This is a genomic window from Wolbachia endosymbiont (group A) of Eristalinus aeneus (assembly GCF_964026915.1).
In the GTDB taxonomy this organism is placed as follows: Bacteria; Pseudomonadota; Alphaproteobacteria; order Rickettsiales; family Anaplasmataceae; genus Wolbachia; species Wolbachia pipientis.
Window position 1 is genome coordinate 750,849 of record NZ_OZ034712.1, and the last position, 18,520, is coordinate 769,368.

15 protein-coding genes and 1 pseudogene are annotated in these 18,520 nt (G+C 35.9%); 13 read left to right on the plus strand and 3 right to left on the minus strand.

What is annotated here, in order from left to right; all coding sequences use genetic code 11:
- Window positions 1-148: 148 nt before the first annotated feature.
- The 3 genes and pseudogenes from AAGD62_RS03720 to fumC all read left to right on the plus strand — a co-directional run bounded on the left by AAGD62_RS03720 (window position 149) and on the right by fumC (window position 3,639).
- Entirely contained in the window at window positions 149-1,213 is a 1,065-nt protein-coding gene (locus AAGD62_RS03720) for a hypothetical protein (RefSeq protein WP_246484397.1), read from the plus strand.
- Between the two features lie 41 nt (window positions 1,214-1,254).
- Window positions 1,255-2,087: pseudogene (locus AAGD62_RS03725) on the plus strand (IS5 family transposase).
- Between the two features lie 157 nt (window positions 2,088-2,244).
- Window positions 2,245-3,639 (plus strand): class II fumarate hydratase, encoded by a 1,395-nt coding sequence (gene fumC / locus AAGD62_RS03730; protein ID WP_155968531.1) that lies wholly within the window; start codon window positions 2,245-2,247, stop codon window positions 3,637-3,639.
- 194 nt (window positions 3,640-3,833) lie between these two features.
- Here fumC and grxD read toward each other — a convergent pair whose 3' ends face one another.
- Entirely contained in the window at window positions 3,834-4,157 is a 324-nt protein-coding gene (grxD, locus tag AAGD62_RS03735; protein WP_006280013.1) for a Grx4 family monothiol glutaredoxin, read from the minus strand.
- 9 nt (window positions 4,158-4,166) lie between these two features.
- Complete coding sequence (locus AAGD62_RS03740) at window positions 4,167-4,391, minus strand: BolA/IbaG family iron-sulfur metabolism protein (protein ID WP_015588949.1); 225 nt, start codon at window positions 4,389-4,391, stop codon at window positions 4,167-4,169.
- A gap of 164 nt (window positions 4,392-4,555) precedes the next feature.
- Here AAGD62_RS03740 and AAGD62_RS03745 point away from each other — a divergent pair, with 164 nt between their 5' ends.
- On the plus strand, window positions 4,556-5,428 hold the full coding sequence (locus AAGD62_RS03745) for a P44/Msp2 family outer membrane protein (RefSeq protein WP_080717615.1): 873 nt from the start codon (window positions 4,556-4,558) through the stop codon (window positions 5,426-5,428).
- A gap of 14 nt (window positions 5,429-5,442) precedes the next feature.
- On the opposite strand, the gene AAGD62_RS03750 is transcribed toward AAGD62_RS03745, so the two are convergent.
- Entirely contained in the window at window positions 5,443-6,765 is a 1,323-nt protein-coding gene (locus tag AAGD62_RS03750; protein ID WP_155969552.1) for a malic enzyme-like NAD(P)-binding protein, read from the minus strand.
- Window positions 6,766-6,899: 134 nt separating this feature from the next.
- On the opposite strand from AAGD62_RS03750, the gene pgsA reads away from it, so the two are divergent.
- From pgsA to AAGD62_RS03795, 9 genes are all read left to right on the plus strand, one after another.
- Window positions 6,900-7,442: a CDP-diacylglycerol--glycerol-3-phosphate 3-phosphatidyltransferase gene (gene pgsA, locus AAGD62_RS03755; protein ID WP_155968529.1), complete on the plus strand. Its 543-nt coding sequence runs from the start codon at window positions 6,900-6,902 to the stop codon at window positions 7,440-7,442.
- A 111-nt stretch (window positions 7,443-7,553) separates the two neighbouring features.
- Window positions 7,554-8,495 carry a hypothetical protein gene (locus AAGD62_RS03760; RefSeq protein ID WP_155968527.1) on the plus strand — a complete coding sequence of 314 codons (942 nt, stop codon included), beginning with the start codon at window positions 7,554-7,556 and terminating at the stop codon, window positions 8,493-8,495.
- A 60-nt stretch (window positions 8,496-8,555) separates the two neighbouring features.
- Entirely contained in the window at window positions 8,556-9,263 is a 708-nt protein-coding gene (locus AAGD62_RS03765; protein WP_155968525.1) for an outer membrane protein assembly factor BamD, read from the plus strand.
- 59 nt (window positions 9,264-9,322) lie between these two features.
- Window positions 9,323-10,057: a YebC/PmpR family DNA-binding transcriptional regulator gene (locus tag AAGD62_RS03770; RefSeq protein ID WP_155968523.1), complete on the plus strand. Its 735-nt coding sequence runs from the start codon at window positions 9,323-9,325 to the stop codon at window positions 10,055-10,057.
- Window positions 10,054-10,992, plus strand: coding sequence for a M23 family metallopeptidase (locus AAGD62_RS03775; protein WP_155968521.1), 939 nt, complete (start codon window positions 10,054-10,056; stop codon window positions 10,990-10,992). Before AAGD62_RS03770 ends, AAGD62_RS03775 begins: the two co-directional genes overlap by 4 nt.
- A gap of 7 nt (window positions 10,993-10,999) precedes the next feature.
- Entirely contained in the window at window positions 11,000-11,911 is a 912-nt protein-coding gene (locus tag AAGD62_RS03780; RefSeq protein WP_155969550.1) for an SPFH domain-containing protein, read from the plus strand.
- 1,452 nt (window positions 11,912-13,363) lie between these two features.
- A complete protein-coding gene (locus tag AAGD62_RS03785; RefSeq protein WP_155968517.1) occupies window positions 13,364-14,767 on the plus strand; it encodes a malonyl-CoA decarboxylase in 1,404 nt (467 codons plus the stop codon).
- Between the two features lie 75 nt (window positions 14,768-14,842).
- Entirely contained in the window at window positions 14,843-16,639 is a 1,797-nt protein-coding gene (lepA, locus tag AAGD62_RS03790) for a translation elongation factor 4 (protein WP_155968515.1), read from the plus strand.
- A 652-nt stretch (window positions 16,640-17,291) separates the two neighbouring features.
- A complete protein-coding gene (locus tag AAGD62_RS03795; protein WP_341812681.1) occupies window positions 17,292-18,005 on the plus strand; it encodes a hypothetical protein in 714 nt (237 codons plus the stop codon).
- Window positions 18,006-18,520 lie beyond the last annotated feature (515 nt).

Below are 18,520 nucleotides of genomic sequence, written 5' to 3' on the forward strand. Positions count from 1 at the left end.
TGCAGTACGCTACAAATGGAAAGAGAAATCTACGCCTTTCCTACACCCCTTAAATAAAGAAATATACTGTCGATTTTCTTAATATATTACCAAATTATTCATCATTATATGATATAACTTACAGCATATTTACAGTAAGGTGTTATTTATGAAAGAGACAAAAGGAAAAAATAATAAGAGTCCAGTAGTTAGATTAAAGGCCACAGCTAAAGAGTTCAATTTTAGTAAATTAAGAGCAGATCAAGATAATAAATTAGCGAATTACGGTGAAACAATGTTCTTAGATTTTCAAAGGATGAATTTTATTATTAACGGAAAAGAAATAGATAAAAATCTTATTATTGCATTTAAGGAAGGAGCTAAGCACCGCAAAAGCGAACTTTTTAATAGTGATGATATATATAATGACGAAATATTTAACAAAAAAGGAACAAGAGAAATAGATACGGATCATGGCAAAGCTTTTGTTGCTTCAGTACTCGAAGATATTGAGAAAGAGCTTGTAAGTAATGCATTGGGTGAGCTATGGAAAAATCACTGTGAAAATTCCAAAACTGCCAATCATCAAAAAACCGATTCATATAAGAAAGAATTTGAAGAATTTTACAATGCTGGCCAAAGGTATATCCATCTATTACCAACAGAGAAAGATGAAAACAAGGATTACCGTTCCTTTGCAAAAGAAGTTTTCAAAAAAATGTTCAGATACGCTGGGGCAGAAGTTCCAAGTGATGCTATTTTAGAAGAGCTAGTTACCAATTGTAATCAAGCAGGGTATGAGGCTGCTCCATTTATACAAACCCAACTTGCACTTGGACAGTCGTTCATAGTAGAAAATCCTAAAAAAGTAATAAATATTGATTGTGCTAACCAAAATAATGTGAGAATTAGATCTGATATGAGGCTACCAATACTCTCTGTTAAAAATCAAGTTATGCATGGCGATAAGATATGTAATCTGTCTAGTTCATTGGAATTTACAATTGAATCTCACAATGGTGAAGACTTTGTAACATACAGAGATGGTAAATTGTCACTTACTATTCCTAAAGAGTTAAAAAATTATAAAGATAATGGCAAGAGCTTGTTTGACATTATTAAAGAATATTTTCAGAAATTCTGTGCAAAATTAGGATTTAAACCTGAGACAAAAATACAAATAGAGCATGGCTTCGGTGCTCAAAGTAACTATTTAGAGGTTGTCCGGAAATAAGTAAAAGGCTATAATATCTGAAATTTTAGTACAGGGTAAAGATGAGAAAAAAGTATCCAACAGATCTAAGCGAAAGGGAATGGGCAAGAATAGAAAAACACTTCAGAGTATCATACAAGAAAGGAGGAAGGCCGCCAAAGTATAGCAAAAGAGAAATATTAGAAGCAATTTTCTATGTATTGCGTACAGGGTGTCAATGGCGGTATTTACCAAATGATTTTCCGCTATGGAAGACTGTGTATGAGCAGTTCAGGCAATGGAAGAAGCAGGGAATTTTTGAGAAAATGAATTATGAAATTACAAAATATAGTAGAAGAAAAATAGGAAGGAATGAGCAGCCGAGTGCCTGTATAGTAGATAGTCAATCTGTAAAGACTACAGAAAAGGGAGGATCAAAGGCTATGATGGAAGTAAAAAAGTAAAGGGTAGAAAAAGGCATATAATTACAGACACTCAGGGTTTTATACTAGGTTGTTACGTAGGCGCTGCTAACGAAAATGATAGAGATGGTATTAAAATAGCATTAAACAATATGAGAACAAAATATACTAAAGTTAAAAAAATGTGGGCTGACATGGGATACCAAGGAAGAAATTTAAAGAATCACATAAAGGAAGAATATGACATAGATATTGAAATTGTTAAAAGGCCTCCATGTAGATTTTGGGTGCACAAAGATACGCCACCTGAGCTACTACCAACAAGAGAACAAGGGTTTAAAGTACAGCCAAGAAGATGGGTTGTAGAAAGGACTTTTGCTTGGGTTAATAGGAATAGAAGGCTATCGAAGGAGTATGATTTACTCACAACATCCACTGAGAATTTCATATACCTAGCTATGAGTAGGGTTATGTTAAAGAGGGAATATGCTTGAATTTACTAGTTTCCGGACAACCTCTACAATGCAAGTTACCTGAAAATTGCAATGTTCGTACACTTGACTACTTGGATCTAGTATGATTTAATTAACCAAGAAGTAGGCATGAAAAAATTATGTAGTGAACCAGTTTGCATAACACCAGGAGGAAAATATGGATAGAAAGACGAGAATAGAATCAGACAGCTTAGGGGAAGTAAAAGTACCAAGTGAACATTACTGGGGAGCGCAGACTCAGCGTTCTTTAGAAAATTTTAAGATTGGCACAGAAAAAATGCCAGAGCCTCTGATTAAAGCATTAGCAATAGTAAAACTTGCAGCAGCACATGTTAACATGAAGCAGGGTAGCATAGATAATAAGGTAGGGGACGCAATCTGCGCAGCCGCAAAGGAAGTAATAGATGGCAAATTTAATAATGAATTTCCGCTTGTTGTTTGGCAAACCGGATCCGGAACGCAGACTAATATGAATATGAATGAAGTGATCAGCAATCGTGCAATAGAGATTTTAGGTGGTAATTTGGGTAGTAAATCTCCAATACATCCAAATGATCATGTGAATTATGGTCAGTCGTCAAATGACACCTTTCCAACAGCAATGCATATAGCAGCAGCAGACCAGATAAACCGCTTGCTTATTCCAAATCTTGAAAAATTGCATAAGGTGCTGGATAATAAGGTTCAGGAATTTAAAGATATAATAAAAGTAGGACGTACTCATCTGCAAGATGCAACGCCCCTAACACTAGGACAGGAGTTCTCTGGCTATGCAGTCCAGATTAAAAAGGGGATAGAAAGAGTAAAATCAACTTTAAGTGATATATATGAGCTTGCACAAGGTGGCACTGCAGTTGGCACGGGACTCAATACTAAAAAGGGTTTTGCTGAAGATTTTTCAAGCCAAGTTGCAGAAATTACTAACCTTCCATTTACTTCAGCAGGCAATAAATTTGAAGCGCTAGCAGCAAATGATGCTTTAGTTGAGCTCAGTGGAACACTCAATACAGTAGCAGTCAGTTTAATGAAAATTGCAAATGATATAAGGTTGCTTGGTTCTGGTCCAAGATGCGGAATTGGGGAAATAATGTTACCGGAAAATGAGCCTGGTTCTTCAATTATGCCAGGTAAAGTGAATCCAACTCAGTGTGAAGCGGTGACTATGGTATGCACTCAAGTTATGGGAAATCATGTTGCTGTAACCATTAGTGGTTCAAACGGTCATTTTGAATTGAATGTGTTTAAGCCAGTGATAATTTACAATGTTTTGCAGTCTATAAGACTTTTAGCTGATGCAAGTTTAAATTTTACAGAAAAATGTGTAATTGGTATTAAAGCAAATGAAGAGAGGATAAAAGATTTACTGAATCAGTCGTTGATGTTGGTCACTATATTAAATACGCATATAGGGTACGACAATGCAGCAAAAATAGCGAAGCTTGCTTATAAAGAAAATATCACTCTAAAAGAAGCAGCAGCAAAACTTCAACTGCTCACTGAGGAAGAGTTTGAAAGGATAGTGAAACCAGAAGAAATGGTAAATTATTTGTAACCGCTCACACTTAATTCTTCAATTTCACTAATAGAAAGGCCAGTAAACTTGACAATAGTGTTAACATCAACATTATTATCTTGCTTTGTCTACCTTATTTTGCCGCTCCCCTGAACGGATACGGTTTAAGACATAAGATCCTTTTTCATAGCAATACTACGTTATCCAGCGTCTGGGCACTGGTTTCTTGGTACTTATTCCGCAATAATTTTTTTTTCCTTCAATAAACTTTGCAGTTCGCCTTTTTCGTACATCTCGCGAGTGATGTCGCAACCACCAATAAACTCTTCCTTTATATATAATTGTGGAATTGTTGGCCAATCAGAAAACTTTTTTATAGATTCACGTATTTCATCATTCTCCAACACGTTAATATACTTAAACTTCACGTTCAATTTTTTTAGGATTGACACGACGAGTCCAGAGAATCCGCATTGAGGAAAATCAGAAGTGCCTTTCATATACAATACCACATCATTTTCTGTTATATCTTTTTTTATTTGTTCAAAATTGCTCATAAATTCACCTTATTTTAAAGTATTAGTTTCCAGTTGCAAGGCGTGTATAGACTGACCTTCCAGAGCTTTATATACCATTTTATGCTGTTCTATTTTTGTCTTTCCAAGAAAACACTTGGAGTTTATTTTTAAATGATAATGGTCATCATCTCCAGCAAGATCATGAATCTTTATATCAGCGTCGGGGAACGATTGTTTGATGATCCTCTCTAATTCGTGAATTGCAATAGTCATTGATTTGCTTTAAATTACAATACTTTCATTATAAATCTAAAACGATTGAGCGCAATAAAAAGTTGCTATCATAAAAAATAGAAGCATACTATAATAATGGAATGACAAGTTATGCAGGGAGGCTTTGTGGTGGGCGAAAGATTTAAATTCACATATCTTTGGTTTTGCTAACTTTTTCATTTAGGTGCTTATCTTACGATGATAAAATAAATAACTTAGAGAATGTTTACATCAAAGCTAACTATTTTGGAGCATTCTTCAATGCAATAGGTTCTCTAGAAGGAAAAGAAGATGCAGGTGACAATATAACAGAGGGGGTTTTTAGTTTTAATAAGAAGGAGCGAATTGAAGCTGGATACAGTCCTAAATATGTTCCAGGGTTTGCCGGTAGTGCTGCAATAGGGTATTTATTCAAAAATATGAGAGTTGAGTTTGAAGGCTTATATTCTCAGACTAACTTGTATGATGAAGATTATTCAGATAAGAAAAAAGCAAGATATATTGAACTTCGTCGTCACAATGATGCGTCTACTGGAGCGGAATGCAATTCACCTTGGAGAAGTGGAAAGGTTGATATTCACATTCAAGAAAATTGTAGTGTTGAAGCAGAGTTCAGAGCTGCATTTAAGATGAAAAATGAAGGTTTTAATAACTTAGCTGGAATGGTCAATGTATATCGTGATTTTAATATAGCAAAAATGCCATTCACCCCATATGTTGGTATTGGTGCAGGTGTAACTAGGGTTAAATTTCTAGGAAAAACCAGATATGCCTTGGCTTACCAAGCAAAACTTGGTATCAATCACCAACTTACAGCACAAACTCAAGCATTTGCTGGTTTACGCTATTTTGGTATCCTTGATAACCAATTTAAAGATATTGTACCAGGAATAAAGATACTAGCTGGTGAAGGATATATTCCTGCCGGTGGAGGAAGTAAAGTTGATGAAACTGCACGTGTTGAATCAACAACTGCAACCATTACCAATAGGTTTGGCATATATGGCTTAGAGTTTGGGTTGGTTTATCACTTTTAACTTTATCCAATAAATTACATATGTGAAGATAGTAAATTCAGCGTACTGAGAACATTAGAAAGACGAGATTTTAATTGATTTTCATATTTACTCCAATCTTGTATTGCCTTTCTTGCAACACCTGAATCAACTGCGGCTTTTGCAACAGCAGGAGCTACTATAGAAATTAATCTTGGGTCAAATGGAGTAGGTATTATATATTCACGTCCATAGCCCATTTTACGACCGCCATAGACTGCAGATATCTCACCTGGTACTGGCTCACGGGCAAGCTTTGCTATTGCATCTGCAGCTGCAATTTTCATTTCATCATTTATTGTTGTTGCATGTACATCAAGTGCCCCTCTAAATATATAAGGAAAACCCATTACGTTGTTGACTTGGTTGTTGTAATCTGACCTACCAGTTGCAATTATTGCATCTGGCCTCACAGATTTTGCAAACTCAGGCCTTACTTCTGGATCGGGATTGGCAAGAGCAAAAATAATCGGGTCTTTGCCCATACTCTTTAACATCTCTTCATTTAACACATCTTTTGCAGATAGTCCGATGAATACATCAGCGCCTTTTATTGTATCAAGTAGAGAACGTTCGGAAGTATCAATTGCATATTTTTCCTTCCACTCATTCATGTCCTCGTTTCTACCTTTGTATATTACTCCTTGCTTATCACACAGCACTATATTTTTAGCGCCCATGGACTTTAGTATTTCTAAACATGCAATACCGGCTGCTCCAGCACCATTCATAATGATCTTAACGTCCTCTAATTTCTTTCCGACAATATCAAGAGCATTTTCTATACCAGCTGCAACAACCACTGCAGTTCCATGCTGGTCATCATGGAACACTGGAATATCCATCAGTTCATTCAGACGTTTCTCTATTATAAAACAATCGGGAGATCTTATATCCTCTAAATTTATCCCCCCCCAACTTGGCCCAAGGTACCTTACTGCATTGATAAAATCTTCTATATTTTCTGTACCAACTTCTATATCAACTGCATCAATATCAGCAAAACGCTTAAATAAAACAGCTTTGCCTTCCATGACAGGTTTTGCAGCAAGAGGACCGATATTACCAAGTCCAAGCACTGCAGTGCCATTTGAAATGACAGCAACACAGTTGCTTTTTGCCGTATAATCATAAACAACCTCAGGATTTTTAGCTATTTCAAGGCACGGAGCTGCAACGCCAGGGGAATAAGCAAGTGACAAATCATACTGGGTAGATAAAGGTTTTGTTGGCATGATTGAAATTTTACCAGGTTTACCACCTCTACTGTGATAATTAAGTGCCTCTTGTTTTGTGGTACTATCTAAATCATCGTTCATCATTACATCCTTATATTTTAAGCTTGTATTTTTTAAGTATATGGAGTTTTTATAAATGTTCAATTGTAAACTATTAGCTTGTGAACTCTGGTGTACTTCTGTATAAGTTTACCTACTACGTAGAATGGTATTACATGCTTAAGAAAAACGTGCCTAATTTGCTTACAATTTCTCGTGCGCTTGCAGTACCAGCAATAATATTAAGTTTTTATATAGAAAATAAATATGCAGGCCTGATAACAATATCAATCTTTGTATTTGCGTGCATTACGGATTTTTTTGATGGTTACTTGGCGCGTGCGTGGAAAGTCCAATCAAAATTTGGCAAGCTATTTGATCCAATTGCTGATAAATTAATAGTGGTTTCAACGATAATTATGCTAGTTTATAAGCAGAAGATAAATGATTTTACAATAGTACCATCGATTATCATCATCTGTAGGGAGATATTAGTCTCGGGTTTGCGGGAGTTTTTGATAGCTACAAATGTTAGTCTACCTGTAAGCAAAGCTGGCAAAATTAAAACATTTTTGCAGATGGTTGCTGTAGTAGCGCTAATAATGAACGATTATTATATGATTCAATATACAGGTGCGATTTGTTTATGGGTTGCAGCTATTGTAACTGTGTGGTCAGGCTATAATTATATCCTAGCCGGCATCAAACAGATTGGTTAAATCTCCTAGGAAATAGTTAATAGACAAGAGTAGTTAATATCTTAGTGATATTGACTCAGAAAGCAAAAAGGTGTATAATTATATTAACTTACAACTAATTAGGTTAATATTATGAAAATACCTAGTTGCAAATTTTCTTCTACTAAAAAGGTTCCAGGAAAGAATAAGAAAAAAAGAGATTTTGAACCATTAGAAGAGTTTTTTTGGGATTTTTGGCCAACAGTTGATAAAGAAGTCAAAAGAGAAAGGCTAGAACAAGAACTATTAGCACTAAAAAAAAGAGAGCTATATAGAAAATGTGCATCATTGGCAACAATGGTCCCATTTACATTGCTGATGGCGATTGAACTGGAAAAAACATATAGCGATCAGGTATTACTTGGCGTGATAAGTGGCGCGCTAAGCCACACTATATTACCTTTTACAGTCTTATCTCTTATTTGTACGCTATATTTAATTTACAATAATAGGAAGATAGCACAAAAAGAACGAGAGTTGGAGATTATTGAAAATGGAGAGGAAGTAAAGGAAAAAGAGCACAATATTTCTGATATAGGTCAGTGTTTGATCTATATTGAGGCTATAACAACTGCACTGGTTATTGTAGGTATGATAATGGGTGAAACATCTTCACTTGAAGCAGCAGAGGATGCAATTTTATTTCTTGCCAATGCAATTGCTTTTCTTGCAACTCTTGTTTCTTATATTGATAAGCATGAAAAAAATAAGAAAAAGGAAACAGAAAAGTCTGATCTTGATGAGAAATCTAGCAAGAAAACTAGCAATATATCTGTAGCCGGATTGGCGCTTGCTGGTTCTTCTGTATTTTTAATAAGAAGGATAATGTTAATAGCATTAGCATCGTCCTTAAATCCTGCTGTTGGACCTACTTTAGGCTTGGTAGGTATTGCAATTTTTATGGCTGTACAGGTCTTAACTATACATTCCTACAGTAAGACGCTGAAAGATCCAAAAGTGGAAGGACGAGGTGAATCAAGAAATGCAGGTAGTTCTGACCGTAGTTATAAAGAAGAAGGACCGGCTATTGCCTAAGAAATTTATTTATTTAAGTAATATTTAGGTCTATACTTTATTTTGATCGAAAAAAATCTTATGTATAAGACTTTAATCACGTGCTTTATTTTCCTAATTTGCTCCTTTACACAATCGTATGCGGATGATCTTGAAAAAACTGAAACTGAACTATATGAAGAAGCAGTTGAACTTTTTGACCAGAAAAAATATAAACAAGCTATTAGGGCATTTCATAAGATAGAGGATTTGTATCCTTTTTCTTATTGGGCAATGAAAGCAAAATTATTATCTGGGGTCTCTCACTATAATATGGGTAACTATAGCAGTGCTGCAAGTGATATGGCTGATTATATATATGTTTATTCAAATGGTGAAGATTTACCATATGTATACTACTTAAGAGTATTATCTTATTACATGCAAATTAATAAAGTGCAACTTGGACAGCAAACTGCATATAAAACTTTAGAGCTAGCCACTGAGTACATTAATCTCTTTCCAGGCAGCGAATATGTAGACGAGATAAAGGAAAGAGCAAAATTAATCACAGAACATATATCAACAAAAGAGTATTCTATCGGTAAATTTTACCTGAGGCGTGGTGAATATTTAGCAGCAATTAAGCGTTTCCAGAATATGGCAAGCTATAAGGATTCTAAATATTTTTCTAAGTCTATTAACTATTTAGTAGCAGCCCATTCAGCTCTTGGCCTTGACTTAGAAGCTGAGCAGTATGAAAGTATGTTATTAGCAGAAAACCTGCAAGATGCCAAGCCAGAGGCTTGAAAATTTGCTTTAGCTTTTTCTATGCTTTGATATATAATTAGGTTTTTAACTATTTGAATATGGCTGGTCATTCACAATTTTCAAATATAAAACACCGGAAAGGTGCTCAGGATGCAAAGCGCTCTCAAAAATTTACGAAGCTGATTAGAGAAATAGCAGTTGCTGCAAAGCAAGGGCTACCCGAACTCAACCCGCGCCTTCGCTCTGCTATATTTGCTGCACGCAAGGAAAATCTACCAAAAGATAAAATAGAAACAGCAATAAAAAATGCAACTGGTAACGTTGCTGGAGAAAATTACGAGGAAATACAATATGAAGGTCATGGGCCTTCTGGTACTGCACTCATTGTCCATGCCTTGACTAATAACCGCAACCGTACTGCTTCTGAGGTACGTTATATCTTTTCTCGTAAAGGTGGAAATTTAGGAGAAACAGGAAGTGTTAGTTACCTTTTCGATCATGTAGGCTTAATCGTCTATAAAGCAGAGGGTATGAATTTTGACGATTTATTCAGTCATGGAATCGAATTAGAAGTATTGAATGTTGAGGAAAATGACAAAGAAGGATTACACGTTATAACTTGTGAAATAAAAGATTTTGGTAAAGTACGCGATGCCTTTTATGCAAAATTCGGAGAACCAGAACTTGCTCGTCTTTCATGGCAGCCAAAAGATCTGATTGAAATTAGCGATAAAGAGTTGATTGATAAATTATCTGCATTGGTTGAAGAGCTAGAAGATAACGACGATGTACAGTATGTGGAAGGTAATTTTACTTTTGTTGATAAGCTATGAGGCTGGTAATATTTGTATTGCTTTGTATTTTACCAGCATATGCTACTGAAACATCAACAGATCTTGCACAGCCATTCCAGCATGGAATCAGAAAAAAAAAAGCTACTTTGACGACAGAAAGTGATAGAAAGTTGTTATTCATATCCAGTACCATAAAATCTTCCTTTTTTGCCACGGAAGGGTTGGCGCCAAATACAGTGGTGAAATTGATCAACATATATAAAGATTTCGGTGTTGATTTTAAAAAAGACATTGTGCCGAAGAGTAAATTGGAGGTTCTTTTTGAGAGATTGCCTAATAATCAGAAGACTGAAGAAAAAATTTTATATGCTTCACTGACAATAAACAAGAAAGCTATTAGTTTATATCATTATAAATCGCAAGACGGCAAAGAAAGATATTTTAATAAAGAAGGAATAAGCTTAAAAAATGGCGAAATTTTTGCAAATCCTTTAAATGGAGATTATCGCATATCCTCAAAATTTGGCAATAGAAAGCATCCTGTTCGCGGTAAAATTGCTTTTCACAAAGGAGTGGATTATGCAGCTAAACTTGGCACTCCCATATACGCTGCTGCAGAGGGTGTGATAGAATATATAGGAAAGAATGGTGGCTATGGAAATTACATCAAAATAAGACACAAAAATGAATATTCAACCTGTTACGCGCATATAAGTAGATTTAGTGGCGATATAAAGTTAGGCTCTAAAGTAAAGCAGGGGCAGATCATCGCTTATGTTGGTAGCACTGGTGTTGCAACAGGACCCCATTTACATTACGAAGTTATATATAACGGCAAACACATCGATCCGCTTACGATAGCACATAAAACTAAAGTAAAATTGCCTGATCATGAATTAAGAGAGTTTAAACTATTTGTAAATAAGATAAATAAAACGATCAACAGAGAGGGTTCAAGTGAAAAAGAAGTTTAAAGACAATATGGATAAGAATACGATAAACGATAGAAATTTGAGTCAAATTCGGTTTTTTCCTGCATTAATACTAGCGGTAATACTAATGGCAATACCGTTATCACTACTTGCGATGTATGATACTCTGGCTTTAATACACAATAGCCTGGTTTCAATGGATGGTACTGCTTTAGTATTAATAATCCCATTTGTGATCCTATTCGTGATCCTATTCATAATTTTACCTACAGGGTTTTTTATCAATCATCCTAATGAATCAAGAGTGATAGAATTTTTTGGTCATTATATTGGAACTTATTTTAAACCAGGAATGTTTATCACAATCCCATTTACAAACAAACATGTCATTTCTCTAAAATTTCAAAATATCAACACAGAAAAAATAAAAGTGAATGATGCAAATGGAAGTCCAATAGAGATTTCTGCAGTAATTGTTTGGAGAGTGAGCAGTCCTGCAAAGGCGTATTATAATGTTAACAACTATCACGAATTTGTTTTTGTACAAAGTGACTCAGTAATAAGAGAATTAGCTAGTAACTATCCGTATGACAGCGAGAGCAATGAGGAATCTTTACGTAAAAATTCTGATAAAATTTCAGATGAATTGCGGTCAATGTTACAACAAAGATTAGATATTGCAGGAATTGAGATTACAGAAGCAAGAATATCGCATTTGGCGTATTCGTCCGAGATTGCACAAGCAATGTTAAGGCGTCAACAAGCACATGCTATCACTTCGGCAAGAAGGCATATAGTGCAAAATGCAATAGGAATTGTCGAGGAAGTAATAGCTCATTTTGAAAAAAACAAAAGCTTACAATTAGATGGCAAGCAAAAGGTTCAATTGATAAATAATTTGTTGGTTGCCCTAATCTCTGAGCAAGATGCACAACCAACGATTAGTTTAGATAATAATTAGCTTAGGTATACTTTTAATTCTTTTTGGTTGATAGGCCAAACTATGTTATTATTATAATTTAGTAAAGAAATTTAAGATTATCAACATTTTAAGCTTGATATAGCTAATGCAAGTCAGGTTTCCCTCGTCATACTGCCGCGAACCGTCATACCGCGATTCATTCGCGGTATCTCTTAGCTGCTAACACGTAGTGGGATGACGAATTGCTTAACCGTCATACCGCCACGAACCGTCATTCTGCCGCGGCGCTAACAAGAGATCCCGCTAACACGTAGCGGGATGACAGCAATCCTACGTCATGCCGTGATTTATTCACGGTATCTCATCCGCTAACAAGAGATCCCGCTAACAAGCAGCGGGATGACGAATTGCTTAACCGTCATACCGCCACGAACCGTCATACCGCCGCGGCGCTAACAAGAGATCCCGCTAACACGTAGCGGGATGACGAGCTTATCGTCACGCCGCCGCGAACCGTCATACCGCGATTCATTCGCGGTATCTCTTAACATAGATCCCCTACTATACCTTAACATAGATCCCGCTAACAAGTAGCGGAATGACAACAATCCTACGTCATACCACCGCGGCGCTAACAAGAGATCCCGCTAACAAGCAGCGGGATGACGAATTACTTAACCATCATTACACCGTCATACCGCGATTTATTCGCGGTATCTCAAAGCATAGATCCCGCTAACAAGCAGCGGGATGAAGGTTGTCGTTTAGCCATAAACATTAAGAAATTTACCAAATGAAAAAAAAGGCAAAAGAAGCCCCGTGGTTATTATCCGCTTTAAAATATTGGCGTTTTTTATGTTTTAAACGCTTGACAAGCGAGATTCAGCCACTTTTAATTGCAACTAACCTACGCTGCAAATGTTTAAGAAGTTTACTAAGCAGAAAAAAAGACAAAGAATCCCCGAGTTAGCTAGTCTTTTACTATCTCTGTCGAGTATTGGCATTTTTTGATGTCTTGTAACGCTTTATAAGCGCGTTCAGCTTATTTAGATAAAAATCTAGATGTAGATGAAGTTTTGTAAAGACATACAGTATCTATATACTGCAAAAAATTGAACATAAGACGCCGATACATTAAGTAATCCTTACCTTTTAATCTGCAGATTGGCGAAAGCAAATACAATAGCTTCACTATCATGATAAGGGGGCTGGCGGAGTTTGTCAAGCAAGTTTTTTCGTTTCTACTGAATGACAGTTGTGGCTTGGGAGGTAGTGCAAGAAGTCTATTGTATTACTGAATTATTAATAATTCAGTAATAGTGCCTGCTATGTAGCTAAAATTTTCCTTTAACTTAAGCTATATGTAGCTAAAATAACTTGGGTTTACCGACGATTTGACAAACGACAAATTCGTCATCCCGCTGCTTGTTAGCGGGATACCGCGGCGGTATGACCCTGACTTGCATTAGCTATGTATAATAAAGGGAATCTATGACAAAAGAATCATTGGTAAAAACTGATATAGTGAAAGTTGAAGACAAAAAGGCGGTAAGAAGCTTTTTTAAAATACTAGGTGGAGTGGCAGATGCTGTAAGATCGTGGATTGGTAACATCAGTCCTGATTTAAGCAACAGTCGCGATATCGATAGTTTAGTCTTGAAGATGAACGAGTGCTTAAATCCAAAGGGAGGGGAGGTTTCAGCACGTAAAAACGCTGTATCTCTTGGTAACTTGTACTTAAGCTTATCAGAGAAAGGTAAAATAAAATTTCTACAAACCCTGGCAGAAAAATTTAATCCGAATAAAGCGGAAATAGATGAGAAAATTAGAGAGTATAAGAAAAACCAAGATCCCGAGTTAAACTATAAATTTGAACAGGATTTAATAAAAATTCTTGAATCACCGCGTTCTAAAATATTAAAGCAATTTATTTCTTTACCAGAAGGCCTTAAGTTTATTGTTGATATGCGTTCTGATGTGCTTAAGCTAAAGAACCAATATAGAAGCTTGAATCCACTAGAAAGCGAATTAAAAAATATACTCTATACTTGGGTTGATGTTGATCTACTTGATCTTCGTCAAATCACCTGGGATTCACCTGCATCATTGTTAGAAAAACTTATAAAATATGAGGCTGTGCATAAAATTTCCTCTTGGGGCGACCTAAAAAACAGACTAGATTCTGATCGTCTCTGTTTTGCTTTTTTTCATTACAAGATACCAAACGAACCTCTAATTTTTGTAGAGGTTGCATTGGTGGATAAGATTGCAGATAGCATTCAACACCTTTTAGATGAGTCAGTACCTTTAAATGATCCGAGTAATGCAAGCACTGCTATATTCTATTCAATATCAAACACTCAAGCAGGGTTATCTGGAATCAGCCTTGGTAATTTTTTGATCAAAAGGGTTGTAGAAAAGCTATCACAGGAGTTTAAAAGTATAAAAACATATGCAACTCTTTCTCCAATACCTGGCTTTACGAAATGGCTAAAAAACAATCTAAACCAAGATGTCACTTTATTGGGCAAACTAAATATAAAACAATCTAGTGCAGAAATTTTAGAAAGTGCAGAGCAATTAAAAACTAATGTTGAATGTACAAATGAAACTAAACAATACATGCTTAAACTATGTGCATATTATTTACTAAAAGTGAATAATAGTAATGGAAATACTTATGACCCGGTGGCGCATTTTCATTTAAGCAATGGCGCATCAATAAAACAATTAAACTGGATGGCGGATACTTCTGAAAAGGGTATTAGTCAGTCAGCCGGGATGATGGTAAATTATCTATATGAGTTGCCTAAAATAGATAATAATCATGAAAACTATATGGTTAATAAAGTGATTTCCTGCTCGAAAAAAGTGTCGTCTATGTTGAAGGAGTAAATAGTCTCTTAATAAAGGATTGCCCTCACAACACTTAAAATGTAAAATGGTTCTACTTAAGTAAAATAGCCATAAATGAACAACATAAGAAATTTTGCAATAATAGCGCATATAGACCACGGTAAGTCAACGCTTGCTGACCGTTTAATAGAGGAATGTAACGGCCTTGAAGCAAGAGAAATGACCAATCAAATACTCGATTCAATGGATATAGAACGCGAACGTGGGATTACAATTAAGGCACAGACGGTAAAACTCAATTATACGGCAAACGACGGTAATCAATATTGCCTAAATCTCATGGACACCCCAGGTCACGTTGACTTTTCTTACGAGGTAAGTCGAAGCTTAGCAGCGTGCGAAGGTTCGCTTTTAGTGGTAGATAGTAGCCAGGGCGTTGAAGCACAAACCCTTGCAAATGTATATAAAGCTATTGACAACAACCATGAAATAATAGTTGTGCTCAATAAAGTTGATCTTCCTGCTGCAGATCCAGAAGGGGTAAAACTCCAGGTTGAGGAAATAATCGGTATTGATGCAAGTGAGTCAGTTTTAATATCAGCAAAAACTGGACTTGGAATAAAAGATGTACTGGAAGCAATAGTAGCAAAACTTCCAGCTCCTCAAGGTGATGTAAATGCTCCATTGCAAGCAATTTTGGTTGATAGTTGGTATGACACTTACTTAGGAGTAGTAATTTTAGTGCGAGTTAAAAATGGAGTGCTAAAAAAAGGCATGAGAATTGTTATGATGTCTAATAATGCTACATATCAGATAGATAATATCGGTATTTTCACCCCTAAAAAAGTGATGACGGGTGAACTTTCAGCGGGTGAAGTTGGTTTTATAACTGCTTCAATGAAGGAAGTAGCAGACTGCAAGGTAGGAGACACTATCACTGAGGAAAAGAGACCTTGTAGTGAAGCACTTCTTGGATTTAAAGAAGTGCATCCTGTGGTATTTTGTAGCATTTTCCCTCACAAAACGGATGATTTTAAATATCTAAGGGAAGCTCTAGAGAAGTTACATTTAAATGATGCAAGTTTTACCTTCGAAGCTGAAACTTCAAATGCACTAGGCTATGGATTTCGTTGTGGTTTTTTGGGAATGTTGCATCTTGAAGTTATTCAAGAAAGGCTCGAGAGAGAATTTGATTTAGACCTAACAGCAACTGCACCGAGTGTTATATATAGGGTTACAACACGAAGTGGTGAAATTTTGAATATTCATAACCCAAGTGATATGCCAGATCCAACGAAAATTGAAATTGTGGAAGAACCATGGATTATCGCAACCATAATGGTCCCTGACCAATACTTGGGAGAGATTCTATCTCTATGTGAAGAAAGGAGGGGAGAACAGGAGGATTTATCTTACATTGGTAACACAACAACAGCATTGTTAAGATATAAATTACCACTGTCTGAAGTTGTTTTTGACTTTTATGATCGATTAAAATCAATTTCCAAAGGATATGCAAGTTTGGATTGGGAAATTTCCAGCTATCTGGTAAGCCAAATAGATAAATTAAGCTTTTTAATTAATGGAGAGCCCGTAGATGCACTGGCTTGTATTGTTCACAAAAGTAGGGCAGAAAAAAGGGGGCGTGAAATATGCGCACGCTTGAAGGATCTAATACCACGTCAGCAATATAAAATCGCGATTCAAGCGGCAGTGGGCGGAAAAATTATTGCCAGAGAAACGATTAACCCATACAGAAAAGATGTAACAGCTAAACTCTATGGTGGAGATGTAACGCGAAGAATGAAACTACTTGAAAAGCAAAAGAAGGGTAAAAAAAGGTTACATTCTATAGGGAACGTAAATATTCCACAGAATGCTTTTATTCAAGCCTTGAAGATAAGTGATTGATCTTAAAAGACTTCTTGTATAGTTTTTGGCAACAACCGTTAGAAACGAAAAAACTTACTTGACAAACTCTGCCAGCCCCCTTATCATGAAAGTGAAGCTATTTATTTATCTTCTCTGTACAGATTAAATGACAAAAAAACTCACGTATCTGGCGTCTCATGTTTAATTTTTTGCACTATGTGCACCTTATGTCTTTATCAAACTTCTACCTACATAAGCTGAAACGCGCTTATAAAGCGTTTAAAACATAAAAAAACGCCAACTTAAAAAATGGATAGTGAATAACTAGCTACCCTAGGGTTTCTTTTGCCTTTTTTTCTGTTTAGTAAATTTCTTAATGTTTCTAATTTAGATTAGTTGCGGTTTAAAAGCAACTGAATCGCGGTTATTAAGCATTTAGAATAAAAAAACGCCATACTTGAAAGTATAATGTAAGTAATTAGCCAACCACGGGGCTTCTTTTGCCTTTTTTTTCATTTGGTAAATTTCTTAATGTTTATGGCTAAACGACAACCGTCATCCCGCAGCGGGATCTAGAGATACCGCAAATGAATCGCGGTATGACGTGGGAAACCTTTCTTGGGTTAGCTATAGAGTTGACTTTTTTATTATGGTATGTGATAATTGCAGTGTTATTAAGTTTAGTGGTAAAATGATAATGGATATAGCCTATTTAGCAGCACTTATATCAGCAGCTATAATAAAAATAGCAGCAGTAATACTTTGTGCTATAATGTGTATAAGCGTTTTCTTTATATTATTTAAGGGAATTGAAGAACTCTTAGATTCAAAAGGATTTCTATCTCTTCTGAAAACAGTAGGTGTAATTTCTATAATACTATCAATTATATCTCTCCCACTTATTATATTAAGCCTTACTACTCCGTCACCTCTGGTAGTAGGTATAGTAGGTGGTATCGTTGGTGCTATTTCCATAATACCATTAATAGTAGCTTACATTTTGCTTTCAATAACATCGAAAGGATTGTCTCAACAGCCTGAAAATTATCAGCACTTGTTCTTAACTTCTCTTTTACTGTTTATTGGAAACATCATAGCTGGAGCTTTTATCGCTGCAAGTGGTGTTTTTCCAATATGTAAAGTAGATTCCTTATCATCTTTATCAGCAGCACTAGAGTCCTTACCTGCAGTAGGAATACATGCACTAGCACTTACGATTGCAACTGCAATTGGAGTAGTTATTGTAATCGATCTCGCTAAGCAAGCTAAGGAGTACATATCAGGTAAAATAATGCAAGCAGAAAAAGAATCTGTGACTGATACACATAAAGAACCAGACTCTAAAGTGGATGAAGCAAAAGAAGGAAATGTTAAAAATGAGCGGAAAGTACCTCTTTTGCCCTAAATATAAAGATGTCATCCAAGTGCCCTCTTCTTGTCATCCCAGTGCTCCTTTTTTTGTCATCCAAGTAGCTGACACCGGGATCCAGGTTGCTCACAAGCAAACTAGCATAGAAAGTGGTTACAACGTTTTCGATGAGATTGCAGAAAGGCTGGATCCCGGTGTCAAGTACTGGGATGACAGGGGAGTTGGATGACACCGTCTTGGATGGAAACCAGTGTCAGCTACTTTCATGACAAAAAGAGGGCACTTGGATGACAGGAGAAGGAAGCATTGCCCTCCTGGTAGCACAATGTTCGTGCAGTTGTGTGTCAACTACTTTTGTGGCACCGTTTGTTATTCAATCTTTATGCTAGTTTTACTAAAAATTATAGTATTTTAGGTATAATTGCAATATCTAAATCTAAGGTATAGGGATGAACCCTACAATCAAGAGAATTTTCAATATTTTTCTTATAGTATTATTTATTTCTTTTTCTCATGTTGGGAGTGCTGCCGCTGACACTAATACTGATACA

Bases quoted from the DNA above. Each gene is read 5' to 3' on its own strand.
- AAGD62_RS03750 (WP_155969552.1), bottom strand. From the start codon at position 6,765: ATGAACGATGATTTAGATAGTACCACAAAACAAGAGGCACTTAATTAT.
- grxD (WP_006280013.1), bottom strand. From the start codon at position 4,157: ATGAGCAATTTTGAACAAATAAAAAAAGATATAACAGAAAATGATGTG.
- AAGD62_RS03765 (WP_155968525.1), top strand. From the start codon at position 8,556: ATGTATAAGACTTTAATCACGTGCTTTATTTTCCTAATTTGCTCCTTT.
- AAGD62_RS03775 (WP_155968521.1), top strand. From the start codon at position 10,054: ATGAGGCTGGTAATATTTGTATTGCTTTGTATTTTACCAGCATATGCT.
- AAGD62_RS03780 (WP_155969550.1), top strand. From the start codon at position 11,000: ATGGATAAGAATACGATAAACGATAGAAATTTGAGTCAAATTCGGTTT.
- AAGD62_RS03770 (WP_155968523.1), top strand. From the start codon at position 9,323: ATGGCTGGTCATTCACAATTTTCAAATATAAAACACCGGAAAGGTGCT.
- AAGD62_RS03795 (WP_341812681.1), top strand. From the start codon at position 17,292: ATGATAATGGATATAGCCTATTTAGCAGCACTTATATCAGCAGCTATA.
- fumC (WP_155968531.1), top strand. From the start codon at position 2,245: ATGGATAGAAAGACGAGAATAGAATCAGACAGCTTAGGGGAAGTAAAA.
- lepA (WP_155968515.1), top strand. From the start codon at position 14,843: ATGAACAACATAAGAAATTTTGCAATAATAGCGCATATAGACCACGGT.
- AAGD62_RS03785 (WP_155968517.1), top strand. From the start codon at position 13,364: ATGACAAAAGAATCATTGGTAAAAACTGATATAGTGAAAGTTGAAGAC.
- AAGD62_RS03740 (WP_015588949.1), bottom strand. From the start codon at position 4,391: ATGACTATTGCAATTCACGAATTAGAGAGGATCATCAAACAATCGTTC.
- pgsA (WP_155968529.1), top strand. From the start codon at position 6,900: ATGCTTAAGAAAAACGTGCCTAATTTGCTTACAATTTCTCGTGCGCTT.
- AAGD62_RS03760 (WP_155968527.1), top strand. From the start codon at position 7,554: ATGAAAATACCTAGTTGCAAATTTTCTTCTACTAAAAAGGTTCCAGGA.
- AAGD62_RS03720 (WP_246484397.1), top strand. From the start codon at position 149: ATGAAAGAGACAAAAGGAAAAAATAATAAGAGTCCAGTAGTTAGATTA.